The following is a 22,877-nucleotide window of genomic DNA, read 5'->3' as shown; positions in this document are numbered from 1 at the left end:
CCTTTTTTTCATGCTTAGGCCGCCCGCGTCACGCCAGCGGCAGCGTGAACCAGATGGTGCTGCCCTGGTTCTCGCCCGCCGACTCCGCCCAGATGCGGCCGCCGTGGTACTCGACCACCTTCTTGCAGATGGCCAGACCGAGGCCGGTTCCCCCGCCGAAGGCCTCGCGGTGGTGCAGGCGCTTGAACAGGCCGAAGATCCGCTCTTCCTGGCCCTCGCCGGCCGGCAGGCCGATGCCGGTGTCGCGCACGAACACCCGCACCATCGGCGCGCCCGTGGCCACCTCCGGGGACAGAACCTCGGCGCCGATCTCGATCTGAAGCGGCCGGCCCGGCTGGCGATACTTGACCGCGTTTCCGATCAGATTCGTGAAAACGCGCCCCAGATCATCGGCGTGCCCCCGTACGGTCGGCAGGTCCTGCGCGACGGACACCCGGGCCTCGGTCAGATCGATCTGCGCACGCATTCCATCCATGGCGGCCTCCACCACGGCCCGCAGGGACACGGCGGCCGCCGGTCTGTCCGCCCGCCCCACGCGGGCGAACTCCAGGAGATCGCTGACCAGCGCATCCATGCGCAGCGCGCCTTGATGGATGAAGCCCATGAACTCGCCCTCATCGAGGGCAAGGCGGTCCCCCAGGCGGCGCCGCAACAGCGTGACATATGACGTCACGGTGCGCAGCGGTTCGCGGAGATCGTGCGCGGCCACATGGGCGAAGGATTCCAGCTCGGCGTTGGAGCGCTCCAGTTCCTCGTTCTTGAGACGCAGGGCCGCCTCGGCGCGTTTCTGCTCGGTCAGGTCCACCAGACTGACCGGCACGACCCGCGACTCCTCGGCGGTCTTCGGAATGGGCGTGCAGAACAGCACGTCGCGTTCTTCGCCGCTCCGGGTGCGGATTCGCCCCTCCATGCGGAACTGCGCCCCGCCGGTCCAGGCGGTACACAGCATTTCCACGAACAGGTCCCAGGTGGTGTCCATGAAGTGGTCGGCGAACCGCGGAACAGGGCCGCCCTCGGGATCGAGCCCAAGCAGGCGTCGCGTCGCCGGGTTGGCGTCAATGACCCGGACACGGGCGGCGAAGTCCCGCAGCACCTCGGGATGAGCCCGCAGATGAGCCCGCAGGTCCGTGACCCCCTGCGTTCGCAACGCATCCAGACCCGCCATCAGGTCGGAGAGGTCCTCGTTGCAGATGGCGACCTCGGCATTCCGGAACAGGCGACGGAACCTGTCCTCCGCCGCACTCAGGTCCGCCAGATGGCGGTCCTGCAACGCCTGCGCCGCCCTCAGGCGCCGGATCATCTCGTTGAAGGCCCGGGCCACGGCGCCCACCTCATCGCCGCCGCGCTCCGGCAGAGTCCGGGACAGATCGCCCCGCCCCACCGCACCGGCCGACGCCGCCACGTCGGCCAGCGGCGCCAGGGCCCGGCGGATCATCAGGGTCGCCAGTCCCGCGATGAGCGCGACCGCCAGGGTGGTCAGCGCCAGGGTCCGCAGGTTGACCGCCACGATGGGGGCTTCATGGGCGGCAACCGGCACGACGGTCGCGATGATCCAGGACAGGCCCCTGGGATCCTCAAAGGGCGTGGCCCCGACCACGAACGTCTCGCCCCCCACCGTGATGCGGCCGACCTGCGGCACGCCGCCCCCCTCCGGCCCGGTCGGAGGCATGGTCTTCGGGCCATGGTCCGGGGAGAGCGCCCCGGACAGGATCAGCCGCGCGCTTTCGGCCACCTCTGGCCGGACGCTGTCCAACGCCGACAGCCGCCCGGTAGGCGTGCCCAACGGCCCCTCGATGTGGAACGGCCGCTCGGCCGTGGACGAGGCGATCAGAAGCCCCGACGGCTCCATGATGTAGGTGATGCCGTCCGTTCCGGCGTGCAGATCCTCCAGGAAGTCGCCGATGGCCGAGACGAACAGATCGACGCCCAGCACCCCGATCAGGCGCCCGTCCGGCGCCCGCACGGCGCGGCTGGCGGGCAGGGACAGATCATGCCGCGTGAACAGGACGTAGACTTTGCCCCACGTCCCTCCGTCCCGTTCGAGCGCGGCCGTGTACCAGGGGCGCTGCCGGGCGTCGTAGGCCGGCAGGGACGCCACGACGGCCCCCGCGCGGCCGTCCGGCGTCGTCTCGATTTTCCTGAAGCGCCCGGCGGTGAACCCCTCGGTCCCGGTGGTGTAGAAGGCGTTCCGCTCTCCTTCGTGGCCCGCGCCAGCCAGTCCCCCCGCCGTGTTGCCGAAATAGATGCTGGTCGCGGGCACCGGGATCGTCGCCTGTTGCAGGAACAGGGCCTGCAGCGCCGCCTGGTCGTCCGTCGGAATGATGCCGGAAGACAGCAGGCGGTCGTTCTGGATCAGAAGGACCTGGGGCATGTCCAGGTAGGCTTTCAGGTGACCGAACACCCGCGCCGACACTTCCCTGTGCAAGGTCTCCGTGACCGATTTCAGGGTCAGCGTTGCATTCAGGGTGGCGATATACCCGACCGCACCGCTTGTAATCAAAATGATCACGAGGGCCGACACAACGAAAACGGTCCGCAAGGACGGCTTTTTCATAGTCCTATGACGCCACCCCAGTTCAGGACATCGCCGCTCAGCCTAGCTCCCGCCACGGGCGCGCACAAGGCGATCCCTCGCTTTGTTCGGTCCCTGCGCGGTCCTATGCCGCCGTCGGTAGATGCATGGCGGTGCGGTCACGCCAAAGCCCGCGCGCACGATGGTCCGCAGGATCTCACCCAGGGCCATGATCCCGTTGCCTAGCCCCGGTCAGGGGGCGATCTCGAACAGGCCTTCCACCTCCACCGGCACCCCCAGCGGCAGCGAGGAACAGCCGACGGCCGCACGGGCATGGCGGCCGATGTCGCCGAACACCGCGCCCATCAGGTCGGAGACCCCGTTGGCGACCTTGGGATGGTCGGTGAAGTCGGGGGTCGCGGCCACGAACACCCCCAGCCGGATGACCCGGCGCACCCGGTCCAGGTCGCCGTCGCATACCGCCTTCACCTGGGCGATCAGGTTGACGCCGCACAGCCGCGCGGCCGCCTGCCCGTCCTCCAGCGACAGACCGCCGCCCAGCAGGCCGGTGAAGGCGGGCTTGCCGCCGGCCAGGGGGATCTGCCCCGACATGAAGACCAGCGACCCGGTCGTGACGGCGGGCACGTAGTTGGCGACCGGCGCAACCGCCTCCGGCACCGTGATCCCCAGTTCGGCCAACCGGGCCTCGATCTGTCCTGTCATGAAAACCCCTTTCGTGTTCGCGGGTGCTCTGTGGTAGGAGAAGCGGTCCCCCGCCCCCGTTTCGTGTCCACAGTCTTGGAGAACCCGACCGTCGTGAGCAAGCTTTCAATGCCCAAGGACAGGATCAACGTCCTGCTCCTGGAGAACGTCCACGAGAACGCCGTCGCCCTGTTCGAGCGCCACGGCTACACCAGCGTCCGCCACCTGAAGACCGCGCTGTCCGGCGACGCGCTGAAGGACGCGCTGGCGGAGACGCATATCCTTGGCATCCGCTCGCGCTCACAGGTCACCGACGAGGTGCTGGAGGCCGCCGAAAAGCTGATGGCCATCGGCTGCTTCTCCATCGGCACCGATCAGGTGAGCCTGAAGGCCGCCAAGATGCGCGGCATTCCCGTGTTCAACGCGCCCTACTCCAACACCCGCTCGGTGGCCGAACTGGTGCTGGCCGAGATCATCTGCCTGTTCCGCGGCACCTTCGAGAAGTCCTGGTCCGCCCACGAGGGCGGCTGGATGAAGAGCGCGGAGGGCAGCCACGAGGTGCGCGGCAAGACCCTGGGCATCGTCGGCTACGGCCACATCGGCTCGCAGCTGTCGATCATGGCGGAGGCCATGGGCCTGAAGGTCGTCTTCTACGACATCGTGGAGAAGCTGGCGCTCGGCAACGCCTCGTCGCTGCCCTCGCTCGACGCCCTGCTGGAGACGTCCGACGTGGTCAGCCTGCACGTGCCCTCGTCGCCGACCACCCGCGACATGATCGGCGAACGCGAGCTGGCCCTGATGAAGCCCGGCAGTCTGCTCATCAACGCCGCCCGGGGCGAGGTGGTGGACATCGACGCCCTCGCCGCCAGCCTGCGGCGCGGCCACCTGCGGGGGGCCGCCGTGGACGTGTTCCCGAAGGAGCCCAAGGGGGGCAACGACACGTTTGAGTCGCCGCTGCGCGGCCTGCGCAACGTGATCCTGACCCCGCATGTGGGCGGCTCGACCGAGGAGGCCCAGGCCAACATCGGCGCCGAGGTGGCCGAGAAGCTGGTGAAGTACTCCGACAACGGCTCCACGGCCGGCGCCGTGAACTTCGTCGAGGTGGCCCTGCCCGAAAACGACGATGTCAGCCGGTTCATGCACATCCACAGGAACGTCCCGGGCGTGCTGAGCGCCATCAACGAGATCTTCGCCACGCGCGGCATGAACATCTCCGGCGAGTACCTGCGGACGGACGGCGACATCGGCTACGTGGTCGTGGACATCGACGCCCACATCGAGGCCGGCATGGGCATCCGCAAGGCCCTGGCCGCCATCCCCGGCACCATCCGGACGCGCTTTCTGCTGTAGGACGGGCCGCTGACCTCTGGCGGGTCCTCATCCCGCACGCGGAATGGGGCACGCGGGGGCTTGCGTTCCCCGCCGCGAGGGCTATTATTGGAACTGTTCTAAACAACGGGTCGGCGCGGGTCGGATCGCGCCGGCCCGGCCTTGAAACCGGCCGCCGTCCGTCCTTTATCAAAGCAGCCATCCGCGTCCCCTGACGGGAACAAGAGGGAGATTCCAGAGATGACCGAGACCATTGGCAACCTGATCGGCCAGCCGGCGCCGGACTTCACCGCGCCGACCGTCATGGGCGACAACACCATCAACGAGTCGTTCACGCTGAGCGAGTACATCAAGGACTCCTACGCCCTGATCTTCTTCTATCCGCTGGACTTCACCTTCGTGTGCCCGTCCGAGATTCTGGCGCACGACCATCGCCTGGGCGAGTTCGAGCAGCGCGGCGTGAAGGTGGTGGGCGTGTCCATCGACAGCCACTTCACCCACCTGGCGTGGAAGAAGACCCCGACCGAGCAGGGCGGCCTGGGCCAGGTCAAGTTCCCGCTGGTCGCCGACCTGACCAAGCAGATCGCCAAGGATTACGGCGTGCTGCTGGACATGGGCGTGGCGCTGCGCGGCTCGTTCCTGATCGACAAGGCCGGCAACATCCGCCACTACGTCATCAACGACCTGCCGCTGGGCCGCAACGTGGACGAGTCCCTGCGCATGGTGGACGCCCTGCAGTTCCACGAAGAGCACGGCGAGGTCTGCCCCGCCGGCTGGAAGAAGGGCGAAGCCGGCATGACGGCGACGCCGGACGGCGTGGCCGCCTTCCTGTCGGAGCACGCCGACGCGCTGTAAGCACCGATGGCGGAGCGGGTCCCCGGGCCGGCTCCGCCACCGACCGCGACGGAAACGGGGCGCTCCATCGGGGCGCCCCGTTTCCTTTGACCGGCCCGGTTTCCATATTTACCGTCAGGCCATCAACACCACTTGGCGCGGCCCCTCTCCCGCCCTGCCCGGGACCGGCGCCGGCCCATCAAGGACACGTCTCGTCATGGCTGAATACCGTACCAAGGTGCTGGTGCTGGGCTCGGGTGCCGCCGGCTGCACCGCCGCGATCTATGCCGCCCGCGCCAGCCTGGAGCCGATCATGGTCGCCGGCCTGCAGCCGGGCGGTCAGCTCACCATCACCACCGATGTCGAGAACTACCCCGGCTTCGCCGATCCCATCCAGGGCCCCTGGCTGATGGAGCAGATGCGCGCCCAGGCGCAGAACGTGGGCACCCGCGTCTTCGACGACATCATCGTCGAGGCCGATCTGTCCAAGCGCCCCTTCGTCTGCAAGAGCGACTCCGGCGACGTGTTCATCGGCGAGACCCTGGTCATCGCCACCGGCGCCAGCGCCAAATGGCTGGGCCTGGACAGCGAGAAGAAATACTCCGGCCTGGGCGTGTCCGCCTGCGCGACCTGCGACGGGTTCTTCTATCGCGGCAAGGAGGTCGCGGTCATCGGCGGCGGCAACACGGCCGTCGAGGAAGCCATCTACATGACCAACCACGCCTCCAAGGTGACCCTGATTCATCGCCGCGACAGCCTGCGCGCCGAGCGCATCATGCAGGAGCGCATGTTCGCCAACCCGAAGATCGCGGTGCGCTGGAACAGCGTGGTGGACGAGATCCTGGGCGGCGGCATGCCCGCCGGTGTGACGGGCGTGCGGCTGCGCGACACCCAGACCGGCGAGACCTCGGACCTGGCCGTGGACGGCGTGTTCATCGCCATCGGGCACCAGCCCAACACGGACCTGTTCAACGGCCAGCTTGAGATGGACGAGACCGGCTATCTCCTCACCAAACCCGACAGCACCGCCACCAGCATCCCCGGGGTGTTCGCGGCGGGCGATGTGCAGGACCACGTCTTCCGTCAGGCCGTCACCGCCGCCGGCACCGGCTGCATGGCGGCGCTGGAAGCCGACCGCTTCCTGGTCGCCCACGGCGAAACGACCGAGGCCGCGGCCTGACCCCATCGGAACCCTCGGTCCCGGCCCGGCCGCCGGTTCCCGCATCGCGGCCCCCCCGCCCCCGCCGATTCCTTCTTTCCGACCAAACAGGTTGGCGATCGCTCTTGATCTTGCCCCTCGGAACAGGGTCGAATGGGTGGGGCTTTGGGGGGGCGCGACGGGCTCCCACCATCCGACCCTGCCCTTCGGTTTCTGACGGCAGGGATCACAACGAAAAGAAGGCCGCAGGACACCGGGGCCAAGACCCCAGGACCAGGGAGGATGCTGCGATGCCAGCGCGGGGAGGCGCGATGGACTGGGACAAGCTGCGCGTGTTTCACGCGGTGGCCGACGCCGGCAGTTTCACCCATGCCGGGGAATCATTGAATCTCAGCCAGTCCGCCGTCAGCCGACAGATCAGCGGCCTGGAGGAAAGCCTGGGGGTCACCCTCTTCCACCGGCACGCGCGGGGCCTGATCCCGACCGAGGCCGGGGAGATGCTCTATCGCACCGTCCACGAGGTGTTCGCCAAGCTGGCCATGGTGGAGGCCAAGCTGGGCGAGACGCGCGAGCGCCCGGAAGGACAGCTGACCATCACCACCACCGTGGCCTTCGGCTCGCTGTGGCTGACGCCGCGCGTCAAGCGGTTCCTGGAGCGCTATCCGGAAATCGAGTTGACCATCATCCAGAACGACGGCGAGCTGGATCTGGCCATGCGCGAGGCGGACGTGGCCCTGCGCTTCATGCCGCCGCGCCAGCCCGATCTGGTCAAGCGCCAGCTCGTGACCATGCACTATCACTGCTTCGCCGCGCCGGAGTACATCAAGCAGCACGGCATCCCGCAGTCGCCCGAGGACCTGGACACCCACAACATCATCATCTACGGCGAGAAGTTCAAACCGCCCGTCGAGCGCATGAACTGGCTGCTGGAGGCCGGGGCCAGCCCGGACCGGCCCAAGCGCAAGCCCATCCTGCGCGTCAACAACATCTACAGCATGTTCCGCGCCGTCCAGAGCGGGCTGGGCATCGCCGCGCTGCCGGAATACTTCAGCCTGGAAGCCGCCAATCTGGTGAAGGTGCTGCCGGACCTGCGCGGGCCCGAGGTCACCATCTACTTCGTCTATGCCGAGGAACTGCGGCACTCCAAGAAGGTCGAGGTGTTCCGCGACTTCCTGATCCGCGAACTGGCCCAGCGGCGGTTCTGACAGGCCGGCCCTACCGTCGCTCGGCCCCCAGGCGGGCCACGAACAGCACCGCGCCGTCGCTGGCGCGGCGGCCCTGCACCTGCACATCGACCGCGTCCACCGCCCCCGCGCCCGTTACGGCGTCCATCGGGCCGCGCTCCACGATCACGGTATCGCCCAGCGCACTTTCGGCCAGGAAGTTGATCTCGTAGCGGACCAGCCTGTGCGCCTCGATCTCCGCCAGGGGCAGCGTGTCCAGGATCCAGCGGGCATAGTGCGTGTTGTTGACGTGCCCGTTCACATCAAGGTCGCTGTTGTGGACGGCCACCCGGGCGACCTCGGGCAGATCGGTCCGGGGCGGCAGCTTGCCGGGCTGAAGGGTCAACGTCCCGTCCCGGCGGTACGGGAACCGGCCGTCCCCATCGAGGGCGAGTTTGCGCGGGCGGCGGCTGGCGGCGTCCAGGGTCAGCCACCCGGCGGTGGCCTCGGCGACGGGGGCGCCGTCCTCGGCCAGGATCTCGTAATCACGCAGGGCGATGGGGCCGGCCGGCGGCCGCACCCAGGTGCGCACGGTCACATCCTGGCCCCAGGTCGGCCGGGGCCCCAGGATCGCGAGTTGGAAGCGGGCCAGCACCCACAGGGTGCCCCGGTCCATCATGGCCTCGTAGCCATGCCCCAGGTGCCGGGCGTGCAGCCACGCCACGTCCTGCAGGATCTGCAGCAGGCCGACCAGACCCAGCCGCTTGCGGTGGTCGAGAACGAGGGTGTTGACGGGATAGTGGGCGGTCCAGATGGGGTGCGTCGTGGTCATGGCGCGCATGGTAGTGTCGGGCCGTCCGCCTCGGCAACCCATCCGACACGCCGGACCAGGGCGACGGGCTCAGGTTAACGGGATCGCTCTTCCAGATTTTTTGCAGGGAGTCGGAGACCTGCGCTCGAGGTCCTTCAGCCGCTTCGCGGCTTCAGGATGACATCCTATCATTTTAGTGTGTCATCCCGAGTGAGCGAAGCGAGACGAGGGATCTCGAGAGCCCTGCTCCGACAGCGCGGACCGTGCCGTCATGTTAACCTGAACCCGTTGCCCTGCACGCCGGACAGGGCTCCGAACCCGGATTGCCGGTCTGTGACACTGGTGGGGGTCGAACCCACCTCCCGAGATCCTTCGGTCGCTTCGCTCTCTCAGGATGACACACTATTCGTAGTTCTTGTCATCCTGAGCGCCCTAAGGGCGCGAAGGATCTCGTGATGTGGCACGAACCGTGATACCCCGGTCATCTGGATTCGGAGCCCTGACACGCCGGACCGATCCGACTCCATGAAATGGCCACAAGGCGGCATCACGCTGCCCCTGACATCCTTCAGCGCAGGAACAAGGGACGGCCGCATGGCGCGCGATCTCAAGACCGGCATTTCCGATCTGGCCACGACCACCTCGGCCGCGCTGGGCATCCTGGCGCTGGCGTCGGGGGTCTACACCTACATCGGCGTCAAGGGCCTGCTGGACGGATCGAGCGGGCTCAGCGCCGCCGCCGCCGTGGCCTACGCCATCGCCGTGTCCGTGGGCATCTACGTCTTCTGGACCTACATCCTGCGGTTTTTCCCGCTGCTGCGCTGCCCCCGGCGGCGCGCCCAGATGACCGTCGCCATGCTGATCGGGGCGGCGGCCATCGTCGCCATGTCCTCGTGGCTGAACGCGGCCGCGCTGGCCGGGTCCGCGGCGGTCGAACAGCATCTGGCGGAGACCGTGGAGGACTACCAGGAGACCCTGGAAGCCGCCCACGAACAGGCGCTCGCCGCCCAGGGCCTGCTGCCGGACATCCGCATCGCCGCCGGCAACTTCGAGTCCCTCGCCGACCAGGAGCGCCGGGACGGCACCCTGACCGGCACCAGCGGGTCCGGGACCGTGGTGCAGCTTCTCACCCAGATGGCCGGGCAACTGCGTGAGTTGGAAGGCCAGATCGCGGCCTCCCGCGAGGAGGTGGCGAGCCTGTTCGCCCAGGGCACCGACCACCTGCGGCGGATGCGCGAACTGGTCGCCTCGCAGGGCGCGGTGGAGGAACGCTCCATCGCCTTTTCCGAGGAGGCCGTGCAGGTCGCCGGTCTGGTCGCGGAATTGAAGCAGACCTCGGTTGCCCCCGCCGTCAAGCGCGCGGCGGAGGACCTGTCGCGCAGCTTCATCGCGCCCGCGCCCGACGGGGCCTCCACCGACCTGCGCCAGCGGCAGGCCGTGGTGGTGCAGTCCGTGCGCGAGACCATCCAGGCGCAGTCCCTGGCCCTGGCCCAGGCCGCCGCCGAGGTGCTGGACGCCCCCACGGTCGAGACCCCGCGCTTCACGCCCATCTCGACCGCCGAGGCCGTGCTGATCTACGCCGAGGACTTCATTCCCTCCTGGGCCGGCGCCATCGCCATCGACCTGCTGCCGGGCGTGATCGTGTTCATCCTGATGATCGTGCAATCCGCCATCCGCAGCTACGAGGACCCGCTGCCGGTCGAAGAGACCATGACCCTCAAGGACCTCCAGGCCGCCATGACGGCGCTGCGCCGGATCGAGGCGGAACGGGACCGCACCGCCACGCCCGCCGCCGCCCATACCGAAGACCCGGCGGCGCAGCCCTCCGCCGCGCCCCGCCCGGCGCGGTCGGCGGCGGAGTAACGGGCCATGGAGGCCGAGCCCACGCGCGCCGAATGGGCCGGATCCCCGGGCCGCCTGCGGGCCTGGATCGAGGCCCGGCCGACCGGCTGGGCGCTGCGACGGCTGTTCCAGGTCATGGCCGTGGCCTGCATCGGCGGCATGGTGCTGGACGCGGCCGGGGCGTTCCCGCAGTTCGGCCCGGCCCCCGAGGGCCCCGGCACACGACCCGAACCGACCGTGATCCCGCGCCCCAGCCCGGGCGACCATGTGCGGCCCTACCGGCCGGAGATCGTGCCCAAGGACTCGCCGGACCGCCCCGCCAATCCCAGCCTGCCGGACGGCACGCCCATCGATGCGCCGCCGTTCGAGCGCATGCGCTTCACGTTCGACACCACCGCCGCCGATGTGCCCTATATCCTGGCGGTCGGGGACATCGCCACCGGCACGGCCGAGCAGTTCCGCCGCTTCGACGCCGACACGGGCGAAACGGCCCGGTACCTGGTCCTGATCTCGCGCGGCGGCGTGGTCGGCGAGGCGCTCACCATGTCCGCCCGGGTGCGCGAGCGCGACCTGAAGACCATCATCCCGCGCGAGGGCTTCTGCTTCTCCGCCTGCCCGCTGATCCTGGCCGGCGGGATCGAGCGCGTCGTCTACCCCGACGCCTGGGTCGGCGTGCATCGGTCGCGCCTGCACCAGATCTCGGCCGGCGCGTCACCCGCCGACGCGTGGGAGGCCGGGCAGGCCTCGGCCGCCGACATCATGACCCATCTGGAAAGCATGGACGTGGACCCGCTGGTCTGGCGCCTCGCCATGGAAACGCCGTTCGAGGACCTCTATGTGCTGACGGAGGACCAGCTCCGCGAGACCGGCCTCGCGACCATCGTCAGCGCCAACATCCGGCTGCGGTAGGGCGCTACCCCCCGATCAAGCCGACCACGGCCCCCGTCATCAGGGTCGCCAGGGTGCCGGACACGATGGTGCGCCCGCCCAGCGAGACGATGTCGCCCCGCCGCTCCGGCGCCATGGCGGTCAGGCCGCCCAGCATGATGCCCAGCGAGCCGAAGTTGGCGAACCCGCACAGGGCATAGGTCATGATGAGTTCGCTGCGGGCCGACAGAGCCTCCGCCGGCAGGCCCGCCATGGCGGCGTAGGCGAGCAGCTCGTTCAGCACGGTCTTGGTGCCCATCAGCGCCCCGGCCGTGGTCGCCTCGGCCCAGGGAATGCCGATCAGCCACATGACCGGCGCCATGACCCATCCCAGCACACGCTCCAGGGTCAGGGCCTCGCCCGCGACCATGGGCAACAGCCCCAGCGCCTGATTGACGAGACTCACCAGCGCGACCATCACCAGCAGCATGGCGGTCACGTTGATGAGCAGCGTCACGCCGTCGCGCGTGCCCAGCAGGACCGCCTCCATGGTGTTGCGGGCCTCGGGCGGGGGCAGCTTGAACTTGGCCTCGGTTGGGGCCTCGTCCGGGTCGCCCGGCACCAACATCAGGGCGATGGCCAGCGCCGCCGGTGCGCTGATGATGGACGCGATCAGGATGTGCGCCAGCGGCGTTTCAAGGATCCCGCCCAGGAAACTGGCATACAGCACCATCACCGTGCCGGCGATGGTCGCCATGCCCACGGTCATCATCATGAACAGCTCGGCCCGGCTCATGCGGTCGATGTAGGGCCGGATGAACAGCGGCGATTCGACCATGCCGACGAAGACGTTGGCGGCCGACGACAGCCCGACCGCGCCGCCCACGCCCATGGTCCGGCGCAGGCCCCAGGCGAGGCCGTTCACGATCACCGGCAGCACCCGCCAGTAGAACAGGACGGAGGTGATGGCGCTGACCACCAGGATCAGCGGCAGCGCCTGGAAGGCCAGCACGAAGGCCGCGCCCGGGAAGGGCTCCTCGAACGGCAGATCACCGCCACCGACGAACCCGAACACGAAGGAGGTGCCGGCCCGCGTGGCCTCCTGCACCGCCAGCACCGCGCCGTTGAGCCACACGAAGACGGTCGGCGCGCCGGGCGTCTTCAGCAGGATCAGAGCCAGGATCGGTTGCAGCGCCAGCCCGATCAGGACCGGCCGCCATGGAATGTCCCGCCGCCGTTCGCTCAGCGCCCAGCACAGCGCCACGATGGCGACCACCCCCAACAGTCCCTGCACCGCCGTCATCGTCACAATCCCCCTGCACCGCCATGGCCTTTGCGGCGCGCATTATACGGGGTGCCCTGGACGGAACAACCGCGCCGGCCCGCCGCGGGGATCAGCGCGCCACGGGCTCAGGCATCCGGTCGCGCACCGTCAGCATCAGCAGCAGGCCCGGGATCAGGAACAGCAGGATGGAGGCCATGCCGAGGCGCTGGCTGCCCGTCAGCGCCACCACCCAGCCCAGCACCAGCGGCCCCATGAAGGCCGTGATCCGCCCCGAGAGCGCGAACAGGCCGAACATCTCGGCCCGCATCTCGGGCGGGGCCAGTCGGGCCATCAGGGTGCGGCTCGGCGCCTGGACGGGGCCAAAGAACACGCTCATGGACAGGCCCAGGATCCAGAACCAGGTGACATCCTCGACCAGCAGGATGCCGATCCCGAAGCCCGTCATGCCCAGCAGCCCGATGATGACGGTCGCGCGCGAGCCGATCCAGTCGTCCACCCAGGCGAAGGCGGCGGCCCCCAGGCCGGCGGCGATGTTCATGGCGATGCCGAACAGGACGATCTGGTCGAAGCCCATGCCGAACGTGCCGGCCGCATAGATGCCGCCGAACGCGAACAGGGTGTTCAGGCCGTCGGTGTAGAGCATGCGCGCGATCAGGAAGCGCAGAAGGTTGGGGTCGCGGCGGGGCAGCGTGCGCAGGCTGGCCCACAGGGTGGCGAGCCCCTGCCGCACCGTCGCCAGGACCGGCAGGCGGGCCGTCGGCCGGTCCTCGTCCGGCGCGCCGTCGGGCACCCACAGGAACAGCGGCCAGGCGAACGCGGCATACCAGACGGCGACCAGCAGGCAGGTGGCGCGGATGTTCTCCAGCGCGTCCTCGCCCGGGTCCAGTCCGAACGGCGGCGGATCGGCCTGCACGAACAGAAACAGGGCGATCACCAGTCCCGCCAGCCCGCCGGCATACCCCAGGCCCCAGGCCCAACCCGAGATCCGCCCCAGCCAGCGCTCGGACGCCACCGCCGGCAAGAGGGCGTTGTAGAACACGATGCCGACCTCGAACGCCGTGTTGGCGATCACCACCAGCAGCAGGCCCAGCAGCGCGAAGGACGGGTCGGGCGCCACGAAGTACAGCAGACCCGACGACACGATGGTCAGCAGCGAGAAGGCCGCCAGCCAGGGCTTGCGGCGGCGTCCCCGATCGGCGATCGCGCCCAGGGTCGGGCTCAGGATCGCGATCAGCAGCCCGGACAGCGCGGTGGCCCAGGCCCACAGGGTGGTCCCCTGCTCCGGCGTTTCGGCCACGGCCTTGGTGAAGTAGGCCGAGAAGACGAAGGTGGCGATGACGGTGGGGAAGGCCGAATTGGCCCAGTCGTACAGGCACCATGCGGCGGCGGGCGCGAAGCGGGGGGCATCGCCGGCCGGAGGCGGGGCGCCCGGCCCCCTCACTCAATGGCCTCGCTGTCATGGATGCCCCACAGGGCGCCCCGGGCGAGCCAGCCCTGGAAGCGGTCGGTTTCCACCCGGCAGTGCAGGCCGTCCAGCGGGCATTGCAGCAGCGTGACCACCACGCCCGGTTCCACCTCCGCCACCGGCTCGGCGTCGGCCGCCGGACGGCGCAACAGCGGCTGGCGGATCTCCCCGATCACCACGGCCGTGCGGGTGCCGCTGGACAGCATGTTCCGGTGCATCCAGCCGGTGGCCCCGGCCGGGTCGCGCACGTTCCGCCAGTCTTCGCTTTCGCGCAGGATCTCCAGCGGCAGGCCCTTGCGCTGGTAGACCCACGCGACCGGATAGCGGATGCCGGGACCGATGCGCAGGTTGACCTTGTTCGAGCCCAGCGAGACGAAGCGGGGCAGCGGCAGCCCGCTCGGCCCGGTCACGGGCCCCTCGTCAGCGGCGCCCGGGTCCTGCGCCGCCGCCGGCACGGCCACCACCACGGCCACGGCCACGGCCAGCATCGCGGCCATCAGCGCGCACGCGAGACCCGGAGTCCCGGTCCGCACCGCCCCCGTCACCCCCCCCCATATCCGCGAAGCCCGCCTGGTCATCGCGCCCTTATGGCCCCCATCATTGTTTCCGCCCAAATCGCGCCCAATAGTGCGGTCCCCACCTCATGGCGGTCAAGGCCGCGCGCGTCCGCATCACGGCAACGGGCTCGAGTTAACATGACGGCACGGTCCGCGCTGTCGGAGCAGGCCTCTCGAGATCCCTCGTCTCGCTTCGCTCACTCGGGATGACATACGAAAACCATAAGATGTCATCCTGAAGCCGCGAAGCGGCTGAAGGACCCCGAAAGCAGGTCTCCGCCCCCCTACAAAGACCTGGAAGAGCAAGGCCGTGACCCTGAGCCCGTTACCCTGGCGTCGGCGTCCGCTTGCGCCGCCGACGCGCCCTCTTTCCGCCACCGGCGGGATGTCCTATGTGTGCCCATGATGCACCCGTCCCACCACGGCACACGGGGCCGGGATCGGACGACGAACTCGTGTAACGATCGTGATCCTGAAATGAAGACGGAGTCCGCATGGCGCGCCTGACAGTCAACGGCTCGTCGAAGTCGATCGACGTGGCCCCTGACACCTCCCTGCTGTCCGCCCTGCGGGATGTCCTGAACCTGACCGGCACCAAGTACGGCTGCGGCATCGCGCAATGCGGGGCCTGTACGGTTCTCGTCAACGGCGACGCGGTGCAGGCCTGCCAGGCCTATGTCGGTGATCTGGGGGATGCCGAGATCACGACCATCGAGGGCCTGTCCGGTCCCATCGGGGACGCGCTGAAGGCGGCCTGGCTGACGCATGACGCAACCGAGTGCGGCCATTGCCAGCCGGGGCAGATCATGCGGGCCGCCGCCCTTCTGGCGGAGACCCCCGACCCCGATGACGCGGCCATCCGGACGGCGATGAACGGCAACCTGTGTCGCTGCGGCACCTATGGCCGCATCCACGCCGCGATCCGGACGGCGGCCACGTCCCTGTCCGACCCGGCGAAGGGGTGACGCCATGACCATGACCAACCATCGCCCTCGTCCCGACCGCACACCCGCCCCTGACGCCCCGAGCCGACGCACCCTCCTGCGGGTGATGATGGGCACGGGGGCCGGCCTGACCCTGGGGCTTGTCCTGCCCGGCAGCGAGCCGGCGGCCGCCGCCGACGGAGACAACACCACGGACGCCGGATCGGCGGACCTGGCCCCCAACGCCTTCGTGCGGCTGGCCCGGGATGGGCGCGTCACGGTCATCTGCAAACACCTGGAGATGGGCCAGGGGGTCTACACCGGACTGTGCGCTCTGGTCGCCGAGGAACTGGACGCCCCCTGGGACAGTGTGCATCCCGCGCCCGCGCCGGCCGATGCGGCCCTGTACAACAATCTGTACTGGGGCCCGCTCCAGGGCACCGGCGCCAGCACCTCGCTCGCCAACGCCTTCGAGCAGATGCGCAGGGCCGGAGCGGTCGCCCGGGCCATGCTGGTGCGCGCGGCGGCCGAGGCCTGGGACGTGCCGCCCGACGAGATCGAGACCACCGACGGCAGGCTCCGGCACGCGGCCGGCGACCGCTCGGCCGGGTACGGCGAGATGGCCGCCGCCGCCGCCGCCCTGCCCGTCCCCGACCCGGACACGGTGCCCCTCAAGGACCCCGCGACCTTCCGCCTGATTGGCCGCGTCGATCTGCATCGGCCGGATGCGGCCGCCAAGATCGACGGCAGCGCCCTCTACGCCAGCGACATCCGGTTGCCCGGAATGCTGGTGGCCCGTATCCGTCGCCCGCCCCGCTTCGGCGCGACCGTGAAGAGCGTCAACACCGAAGCGGCTTTGGCCGTCCCCGGCGTGAAAGCCGTCACCCCGCTGCCCGCCGGCGCCGGTCTGGCGGTCGTCGCCGAGATGCCGTGGCAGACCGCCCGGGCGCTGGCCGTCCTTGCCGTGGAGTGGGACGACTCGGCCACGGTCACGACCGGGACCGACGCCATCCTGGAGCGCTACCGCGAGCAGGCCAAGACCCCCGGCACGGTCGTCCGCAACCAGGGTGATGCCGCCGCAGCCCTGACAAAGCCCGACTCCGTCGCCATCGAGGCCACCTATGACGTGCCCTATCAGGCCCATGCCCCGATGGAAACGCCGAGCGCGGTCGCGCACCTGACCGATTCCGGCATCGAGATCTGGACCGCCTCGCAGACCCCCACCACCGACGTGCTCGCCGTCGCCGAAGCCGCCCGCGTGGATCCGGCCCGGGTCACGCTGCACCCGACCTTCGCCGGCGGCAGTTTCGGCCTGCGGGCGCGCCCCGACGGCGGATGCGCCCGCGATGTGGCGGCCATCGCCCGCGCGCTGGCCGAACAGGGCATCGGCGCGCCGGTCCAACTGGTCTGGACCCGGGAGGACGAGATTCGCGGCGGATGGTATCGACCGATGGCGTTGCATACGGTGTCGGGCGCCGTGGATGCCAACGGGCGTCCGACCGCCTGGCGACACCGCGTGGTGTGTCAGTCGATCCTGAAAGGGACCGTGTTCGAAGGGCCGCTGATGGGTGACGGCATCGACCCGACCTGTGTCGAGGGGGTCGCCGACCTCCCGTACGCCGTGCCGAACATGTACCTTGACCTGCACATGCCAGAAACCGGCGTGCCGGTGCTGTGGTGGCGCGCGGGCGGGCATTCCCACACCGCGTTTGCCACCGAAAGCTTCGTGGACGAATTGGCTCACGCCGCCGGGACCGACCCGCTGGCGCTGCGGCTGGACCTGCTGCGGGACGCCCATCCGGACATGCTGAACGTGCTGCTGCTGGTCGCGGACAAGGCCGGCTGGGCCGCCCCCCTCGCCCCGGGGCGCGGGCGCGGTCTGGCTGTCCACCGCAGCCGGGGCACCAGCGTCGCGCAGGTGGCCGAGGTCACGGTGAAGGACTCCACCATCGTGGTGGACCGCGTCGTCTGCGCCGTCCACTGCGGCCTGCCGGTGAACCCGAGTGTGATCCGCGCCCAGGTGGAGGGCGCCATCGTTTTCGGCCTGTCGGCCGCGCTGCGCGGGCGCATCACAATGGACGACACGGGGGCCGTGGAGCAGTCCAACTTCCACAACTTCGAAGTGCTGCGCATGGCGGCGGTGCCCGACATCGAGGTCCATATCCTCCCCTCGACCGCCGCGCCGACCGGGATCGGCGAACCGGCGCTGCCGCCGGTCGCGCCCGCCGTGGCCAACGCCGTCTTCGCCGCCACCGGCACGCGGCTGCGGTCCTTGCCCCTGCGCCTGAAGGGATAACCAGACCCCATGACGCCCGGTGGTTTCGTCACGGCGCCCGCCGTGCGGGTGGGCGCGTTCTACGGCCTCCTGTTCACGGGCATCGGCGTCATGCTGCCGTTCTGGCCGGCGTGGCTGGAGACCCGCGGCCTGGGCGCGGTCGAGATCGGCTTCATCATGGCTGCCGCCCAGTGGTCCAAGGTGCTGGTCAACCCGGTGGTTTCCAGCCATGTGGACCGCACGGGGCGGCGGCGGACGACCATGGTGGTGATGGCCCTGGCCGCGCTGGTCGGGTTCACCGTCCTGTTGCCGCTGTCCGGGTTCTGGCCCCTGTTCCTGGTCGCGGTGCCCGCCACCGCCTGCATGGCCTGCCTGATGCCGCTGGCCGAGTCGGTGGCCATGGGCGTGGTGCGCCGCACCGGCGCCGACTACGGCCGCATGCGGCTGTGGGGCTCGATCACGTTCATGCTCGCCGCCGTGGTGGCGGGGGCCGCCCTGGAGGCGCTGCCGGTCGAAGTGGTGGTGCCGGCGGCCATCCTGGGCAGCCTCGCCCTGACGGCGGCCAGCGCGGCCACCCTGCCGGACGATGCGCCCCGGACGGTCGGCACCGCGCCGCTGCGCCTGGACGGCTCCGGCCTGCTGCGGCTGCTGCGCAATCCGCCGTTCCTGCTGTTCCTGGCCTGCGTGGGGCTGTCGCAGGCCAGCCACGCCCCCTATTACGGATTCTCCACGCTGCACTGGCGCGCCGCCGGCCTGTCGGACGCGTTCATCGGCGCGTTGTGGGCGCTGGGGGTGATCGTCGAGGTCGCGCTGTTCGCCTTCGGCAACCGGGTACTGGCCGCACTCGGCCCCATGGGCCTGCTGATGGCGGCGGCCGTGGGCGGAATCGTGCGCTGGACGGTGCTCGCCGGCACCACCCATCCGGCCGCGCTGGTGGGGGTGCAGGGGCTGCACGCCCTGACCTACGCCGCCGGACACCTGGGGGCGATGCACTTCATCGCCCGGGCGGTGCCGCACAGTCACGCCGTGCGAGCCCAGGGCCTCTATTCCGCGCTCGCCATGGGGGCGTTGCTGGGGCTGTCGATGATCGCCGCCGGCTCGCTGTACGAAAGCACGGGCGGGCTGGCCTTCCTGCTGGGGACCGGCCTGTGCGCGGGCGCGGCCGTGTTCGGCCTGCTGCTGGCCCGGCGCTGGGACGGCGGCGCGCTGTGGGTGGAAGACGAGACCCCGGCGACCGGAGCCGCCGTCAGCCCGCCATCTCCAGGAACTCCGCCTCGCTCAGCGTCGTAACGCCCAGGTCGCGGGCCTTGGCGGCCTTCGAGCCCGCGTCCGCACCCACCACCACGTAATCGGTCTTGGCCGACACACTCCCCGTGACCTTGGCGCCCATGGCCTGGGCGCGGGCCTTGGCCTCGGCGCGTGACAGGGTCTCCAGCGAGCCGGTGAACACCACGGTCTTGCCGGCAAGCGGGCTGTCCCCCGCCCCGGCCCCGCCTCGGGCCGGACGCTCGAACGGGCGCACCTCCAGCACCTCGGCCAGTTCGTCCAGCACCTGCCGGTTATGGTCCTCGTGGAAGAAGGCCAGGAGATCCTTGGCCACACTGGAGCCCACATCGTTGATGTTCACCAGGGTCCGGTACGCCTCCGACTCCCGGTCCTGGGCCGCGGCCATGGCGGCGCGCAGATCCGCCAGGGTGCCGTAGTGCTCGGCCAGCAGGCGCGCCGTCGCCTGCCCCACCTGCCGGATTCCCAGGGCGTAGATGAACCGCTCCAGGCTGATCGACCGCCGGTCGCGGATGGCGCGGAACAGGTTTTCGGCGGACTTCGGCCCCCAGCCGTCGCGCTTGCTGATCCGGGTCAGGGACTGGCCGTCGCGCTCCTCCAACAGGAAGATGTCCGCCGGGGCGCGGATCAGGCCGTCGTTGAAGAACGCCTCGACCGCCTTGGATCCCAGGCCCTCGATGTCGAAGGCCTCGCGCGAGACGAAGTGCTTCAGGCGCTCCACCGCCTGCGCCTCGCAGATCAGCCCGCCGGTGCAGCGGCGCACGGCCTCGCCCTCGGGCCGCGCCGCTTCCGAGCCGCAAACCGGGCAGTGATCGGGAAACGTGAAGGGTTCGCTGCCCTCTGGCCGCGCCTCCAGCACCACCGAAACCACCTGCGGGATGACATCGCCGGCGCGCTGGATCACCACGGTGTCGCCCACCCGCGCGTCCTTGCGGCGGATTTCGTCCTCATTGTGCAGCGTGGCGCGCGAGACCACCACGCCGCCCACCGTCACCGGCTCCAGATGTGCAACCGGAGTCAGCGCGCCGGTGCGGCCCACCTGGACATCGATCGCATGCAGCACGGTGCGGGCCTGCTCGGCCGGGAACTTGTGCGCCGTGGCCCAGCGCGGCGCGCGGCTGACGAAGCCCAGGCGCTTTTGCCAGTCGATGCGGTCCACCTTGTAAACCACGCCGTCGATGTCATAGGGCAGATCGGCCCGCCGCGCGCCCAGACCCTCGTAGACCGCCAGCGCCTCCGACTCGTCGCGGCACAGTTTGGTGTCCGGATTGACCGGCAGGCCCCAGGCCCGCAGTTGCTCCAGGAACGCATGGTGGCTGTCGAACGCGACACCCCGCACCTCGCCCCAGGAGTAGGCGAACAGGCGCAACGGCCGCTCCGCCGTGATCGCCGGGTTCTTCTGGCGCAGAGACCCCGCCGCCGCGTTGCGGGGGTTGGCGGGCGGCTTTTCGCCGGCCGCCACCTGTCGCTCGCGGAAGGCCAGGAAGTCATCGCGGGTCATGTAGACCTCGCCCCGGATTTCCATGACCTCCGGCGGATCGTCGGTGGCCAGCCGCTCCGGCACCTCGTCCAGGGTGCGCACGTTGGCGGTGACGTCCTCGCCCTCCGATCCGTCGCCCCGGGTTGCCGCTTGCACCAGCCGGCCGGACTCGTAGCGCAGCGAGAGGGACAGGCCGTCGATCTTGGGTTCGGCCACCAGGGCCAGCGGCTCGGCCGCGTCCAGACGCAGGAAGCGGCGGATTCCGGCGGTGAACTCGGCCACCTCCTCGGGCGCGAACACGTTGGACAGCGACAGCATGGGCACGGCGTGCACCACCTTGCCGAAGCCGGAGACCGGGGCCGCGCCCACCCGCCGCGATGGGCTGTCATCGCGCACCAGCTCCGGAAACCGGCCCTCGATGGCGTCGTTCCGGCGCACCAGCGCATCATAGTCCGCGTCGCTGATCCCCGGCGCGTCCTGCTGATGGTAGAGCGCATCGTGTCGCGCGATCTCCGCCGCCAGCCGCTCCAGTTCGGCGGCGGCCTGGTCCTGGGTCAGGTCCTCGGGGGGGATGGTGGCTGTCTCGGTCATGGGGTCTGCGGGGGTTCCGGCGTGGACAGGTCGAAGTGCATCTGGGGCGCGGCCCCGGCTTTCAACAGGGTCTCGGCGGCGGCGCGGGCCTCGGCGGTGATGGTCGCGCCCGACAGCATGCGGGCGATCTCCTCGCGGCGCTCGCCGTCGGACAGCGGCACGACGCGGGTGACGGTGGCCTCGGCCTCGCTGCCCTTCTCCACCCGCCAGTGATGATGGCCGGTGGCGGCGACCTGCGGCGAGTGCGTGACCACAAGCACCTGGACATCCCGCGCGAGCCGCGCCAGCCGCTCCCCCACCGCCGCCGCCGTCGCGCCGCCGATGCCCGTGTCCACCTCGTCGAAGACCAGCGTGGGCACGGTGGAGGCGCGCGCCAGCACCACCTTCAGGGCCAGCATGAAGCGCGCCAGTTCGCCGCCCGAGGCGATGCGGTGGATCGGCCCGGGCGTGGCCCCGGGGTTGGTGGCCACCTCGAACGCCACGCGGTCCAGCCCGTCCGGCCCCCACTCGCGTTCCTCCAGCGGCTCGACGCGGGTGACGAAGCGCGCCTTGTCCAGCTTCAGGGGCGGCAGTTCCACCGCCACGGCGTCATCAAGGGTGCGGGCTGCCGCCGCCCGACCCTCCGACAAGACCCGTGCCGCCGCCAGATAGCCTTCCCGCGCCGCCTGTTCGTCGCGGGCCAGACGGGCGATGTCGCCGCCGCCGGCCTCCAGCGCGTCCAGCGTCGCGCGCGTGTCCGCCATCAGGCCGGCCAGCGCATCCACCTCCACCCCGTGCTTGCGGGCCAGCCCGCGCAGCGCGAACAGCCGTTCCTCCACCTGATCGAGGTGCTGGGGGTCCAGGTCGATGTCGGCGGCGGCATGATCGAGGGCGTTGCGGGCCTCGGCGATCTCGATGGCCGCGCGCTCCAGGCCCTCGGCGATGGGCGAGACCGTGGCCCCGTGCAGATCCGCCAGCCGCTCCAGCGCCCGTTGCGCGGCCTGCACCGCCCGTTCCGCGTCCGCCGGCTCGCTGAGGGCGGCCAGGGCCTCGTTGAGGCCGGCGGCCAGCTTCTCGCCGTCCATCAGGCGCGCGCGCTTTTCCGCCAGGGCCTCTTCCTCGCCCGGTTTCGGGTTCAGGACCTCCAGTTCGGTGAGCATGGCGCGCAATTCGTCCTCGCGCGCGCGGGCCTGCTCCAGGTCGCGGAGCGCGGCGGCATGCACGCGTTTCGCCGCGCGCCAGCGCTCCCAGGCCGTCTGACAGACCTCCCGCGCCTTGCCCAGGCTACCGTGCGCGTCCAGCACGCCCCGATGCGTGCCGGGGTCCAGCAGGCCGTGGGTGTCGAACTGACCGTGAATTTCCACCAGCGTATCGCCGAGGCGGCGCAGCAACCCCACGCTCGCCGGCTGGTCGTTGACCCAGGCGCGGCTGCGGCCGTCGGCCCCCACGGAGCGCCGCAGCACCAGCAGGTCCTCGCCCGTGTCCATGTCCTGCTCGGCCAGCAGCGCGTGCACGGGGTGATCCGGCCCGATGTCGAACTGGGCGGTGACGGAGAGCCGGTCCGCGCCCGCGCGCACCAGTCCGCTGTCGGCCCGCGCACCCAGCGCCAGCCCCAGGCTGTCCAGCAGGATGGACTTGCCCGCGCCGGTTTCGCCCGTGAGCACGCCCAGACCGTCCGCGAACGCCAGGTCGAGGCGCGCGATCAGCACCACGTCGCGAATGGACAGCGAAACCAGCATGACGGCGGGTCCGGTGGAAGGGGTCAATCAGAAGGGCCGGCGGGGTTATCCCGCGCCGCGAAGCGGCGGAGGCACGGACG

At 70.3% G+C, this 22,877-nt stretch carries 17 protein-coding genes; 9 read left to right on the top strand and 8 right to left on the bottom strand.

The window, feature by feature from the left end; genetic code table 11:
• Window positions 1-28: 28 nt before the first annotated feature.
• A complete protein-coding gene (locus GHC57_RS10300) occupies window positions 29-2,425 on the bottom strand; it encodes an ATP-binding protein (RefSeq protein WP_170294817.1) in 2,397 nt (798 codons plus the stop codon).
• A 339-nt stretch (window positions 2,426-2,764) separates the two neighbouring features.
• Window positions 2,765-3,235, bottom strand: coding sequence for a RidA family protein (locus GHC57_RS10295; protein WP_153343847.1), 471 nt, complete (start codon window positions 3,233-3,235; stop codon window positions 2,765-2,767).
• 93 nt (window positions 3,236-3,328) lie between these two features.
• Here GHC57_RS10295 and serA point away from each other — a divergent pair, with 93 nt between their 5' ends.
• The 4 genes from serA (at window position 3,329) to GHC57_RS10275 (ending at window position 7,741) form a co-directional block, all read left to right on the top strand.
• The gene (gene serA, locus GHC57_RS10290) at window positions 3,329-4,564 is read left to right on the top strand and encodes a phosphoglycerate dehydrogenase (RefSeq protein ID WP_425500665.1); all 1,236 of its coding nucleotides are present in this window, start codon (window positions 3,329-3,331) and stop codon (window positions 4,562-4,564) included.
• A 219-nt stretch (window positions 4,565-4,783) separates the two neighbouring features.
• Complete coding sequence (locus tag GHC57_RS10285) at window positions 4,784-5,398, top strand: peroxiredoxin (RefSeq protein ID WP_153343845.1); 615 nt, start codon at window positions 4,784-4,786, stop codon at window positions 5,396-5,398.
• 196 nt (window positions 5,399-5,594) lie between these two features.
• Window positions 5,595-6,557 (top strand): thioredoxin-disulfide reductase, encoded by a 963-nt coding sequence (gene trxB, locus GHC57_RS10280; protein ID WP_153343843.1) that lies wholly within the window; start codon window positions 5,595-5,597, stop codon window positions 6,555-6,557.
• A 269-nt stretch (window positions 6,558-6,826) separates the two neighbouring features.
• The gene (locus tag GHC57_RS10275) at window positions 6,827-7,741 is read left to right on the top strand and encodes a LysR family transcriptional regulator (protein ID WP_425500664.1); all 915 of its coding nucleotides are present in this window, start codon (window positions 6,827-6,829) and stop codon (window positions 7,739-7,741) included.
• A 10-nt stretch (window positions 7,742-7,751) separates the two neighbouring features.
• Here GHC57_RS10275 and GHC57_RS10270 read toward each other — a convergent pair whose 3' ends face one another.
• Window positions 7,752-8,531, bottom strand: coding sequence for an acyl-[acyl-carrier-protein] thioesterase (locus GHC57_RS10270; protein ID WP_170294816.1), 780 nt, complete (start codon window positions 8,529-8,531; stop codon window positions 7,752-7,754).
• A gap of 573 nt (window positions 8,532-9,104) precedes the next feature.
• Between GHC57_RS10270 and GHC57_RS10265 the strand changes: the two genes are divergently transcribed.
• A complete protein-coding gene (locus GHC57_RS10265) occupies window positions 9,105-10,373 on the top strand; it encodes a hypothetical protein (protein ID WP_153343831.1) in 1,269 nt (422 codons plus the stop codon).
• A gap of 6 nt (window positions 10,374-10,379) precedes the next feature.
• A complete protein-coding gene (locus tag GHC57_RS10260) occupies window positions 10,380-11,261 on the top strand; it encodes a COG3904 family protein (RefSeq protein WP_153343827.1) in 882 nt (293 codons plus the stop codon).
• Window positions 11,262-11,265: 4 nt separating this feature from the next.
• Here GHC57_RS10260 and GHC57_RS10255 read toward each other — a convergent pair whose 3' ends face one another.
• The 3 genes from GHC57_RS10255 to GHC57_RS10245 all read right to left on the bottom strand — a co-directional run bounded on the left by GHC57_RS10255 (window position 11,266) and on the right by GHC57_RS10245 (window position 14,466).
• Window positions 11,266-12,522: a NupC/NupG family nucleoside CNT transporter gene (locus tag GHC57_RS10255; RefSeq protein WP_153343825.1), complete on the bottom strand. Its 1,257-nt coding sequence runs from the start codon at window positions 12,520-12,522 to the stop codon at window positions 11,266-11,268.
• Between the two features lie 91 nt (window positions 12,523-12,613).
• Window positions 12,614-13,945, bottom strand: coding sequence for an MFS transporter (locus tag GHC57_RS10250; protein WP_170294815.1), 1,332 nt, complete (start codon window positions 13,943-13,945; stop codon window positions 12,614-12,616).
• Window positions 13,942-14,466, bottom strand: a complete 525-nt coding sequence (locus tag GHC57_RS10245; protein WP_246152250.1) for an SH3 domain-containing protein — start codon at window positions 14,464-14,466, stop codon at window positions 13,942-13,944. The genes GHC57_RS10250 and GHC57_RS10245 overlap by 4 nt, the downstream gene beginning before the upstream one ends.
• Before the next feature lie 554 nt (window positions 14,467-15,020).
• Here GHC57_RS10245 and GHC57_RS10240 point away from each other — a divergent pair.
• The 3 genes from GHC57_RS10240 to GHC57_RS10230 are packed head-to-tail and all read left to right on the top strand — an operon-like array spanning window position 15,021 to window position 19,014.
• Complete coding sequence (locus tag GHC57_RS10240; protein WP_153343824.1) at window positions 15,021-15,491, top strand: (2Fe-2S)-binding protein; 471 nt, start codon at window positions 15,021-15,023, stop codon at window positions 15,489-15,491.
• A gap of 4 nt (window positions 15,492-15,495) precedes the next feature.
• Window positions 15,496-17,745: a xanthine dehydrogenase family protein molybdopterin-binding subunit gene (locus GHC57_RS10235; RefSeq protein ID WP_246152249.1), complete on the top strand. Its 2,250-nt coding sequence runs from the start codon at window positions 15,496-15,498 to the stop codon at window positions 17,743-17,745.
• A gap of 9 nt (window positions 17,746-17,754) precedes the next feature.
• Complete coding sequence (locus GHC57_RS10230; RefSeq protein ID WP_153343822.1) at window positions 17,755-19,014, top strand: MFS transporter; 1,260 nt, start codon at window positions 17,755-17,757, stop codon at window positions 19,012-19,014.
• On the opposite strand, the gene ligA is transcribed toward GHC57_RS10230, so the two are convergent.
• Together ligA and recN are read right to left on the bottom strand one after the other, a co-directional pair.
• A complete protein-coding gene (gene ligA, locus GHC57_RS10225) occupies window positions 18,971-21,079 on the bottom strand; it encodes an NAD-dependent DNA ligase LigA (protein WP_153343820.1) in 2,109 nt (702 codons plus the stop codon). The two genes, GHC57_RS10230 and ligA, sit on opposite strands and share 44 nt — an antisense overlap.
• Window positions 21,076-22,797 (bottom strand): DNA repair protein RecN, encoded by a 1,722-nt coding sequence (gene recN, locus GHC57_RS10220; protein WP_153343818.1) that lies wholly within the window; start codon window positions 22,795-22,797, stop codon window positions 21,076-21,078. Before recN ends, ligA begins: the two co-directional genes overlap by 4 nt.
• Window positions 22,798-22,877 lie beyond the last annotated feature (80 nt).

It is taken from the genome of Roseospira navarrensis (assembly GCF_009601025.1).
Classification (GTDB): domain Bacteria; phylum Pseudomonadota; class Alphaproteobacteria; order Rhodospirillales; family Rhodospirillaceae; genus Rhodospira; species Rhodospira navarrensis.
This window is presented reverse-complemented; position numbering and strand designations above follow the sequence as displayed.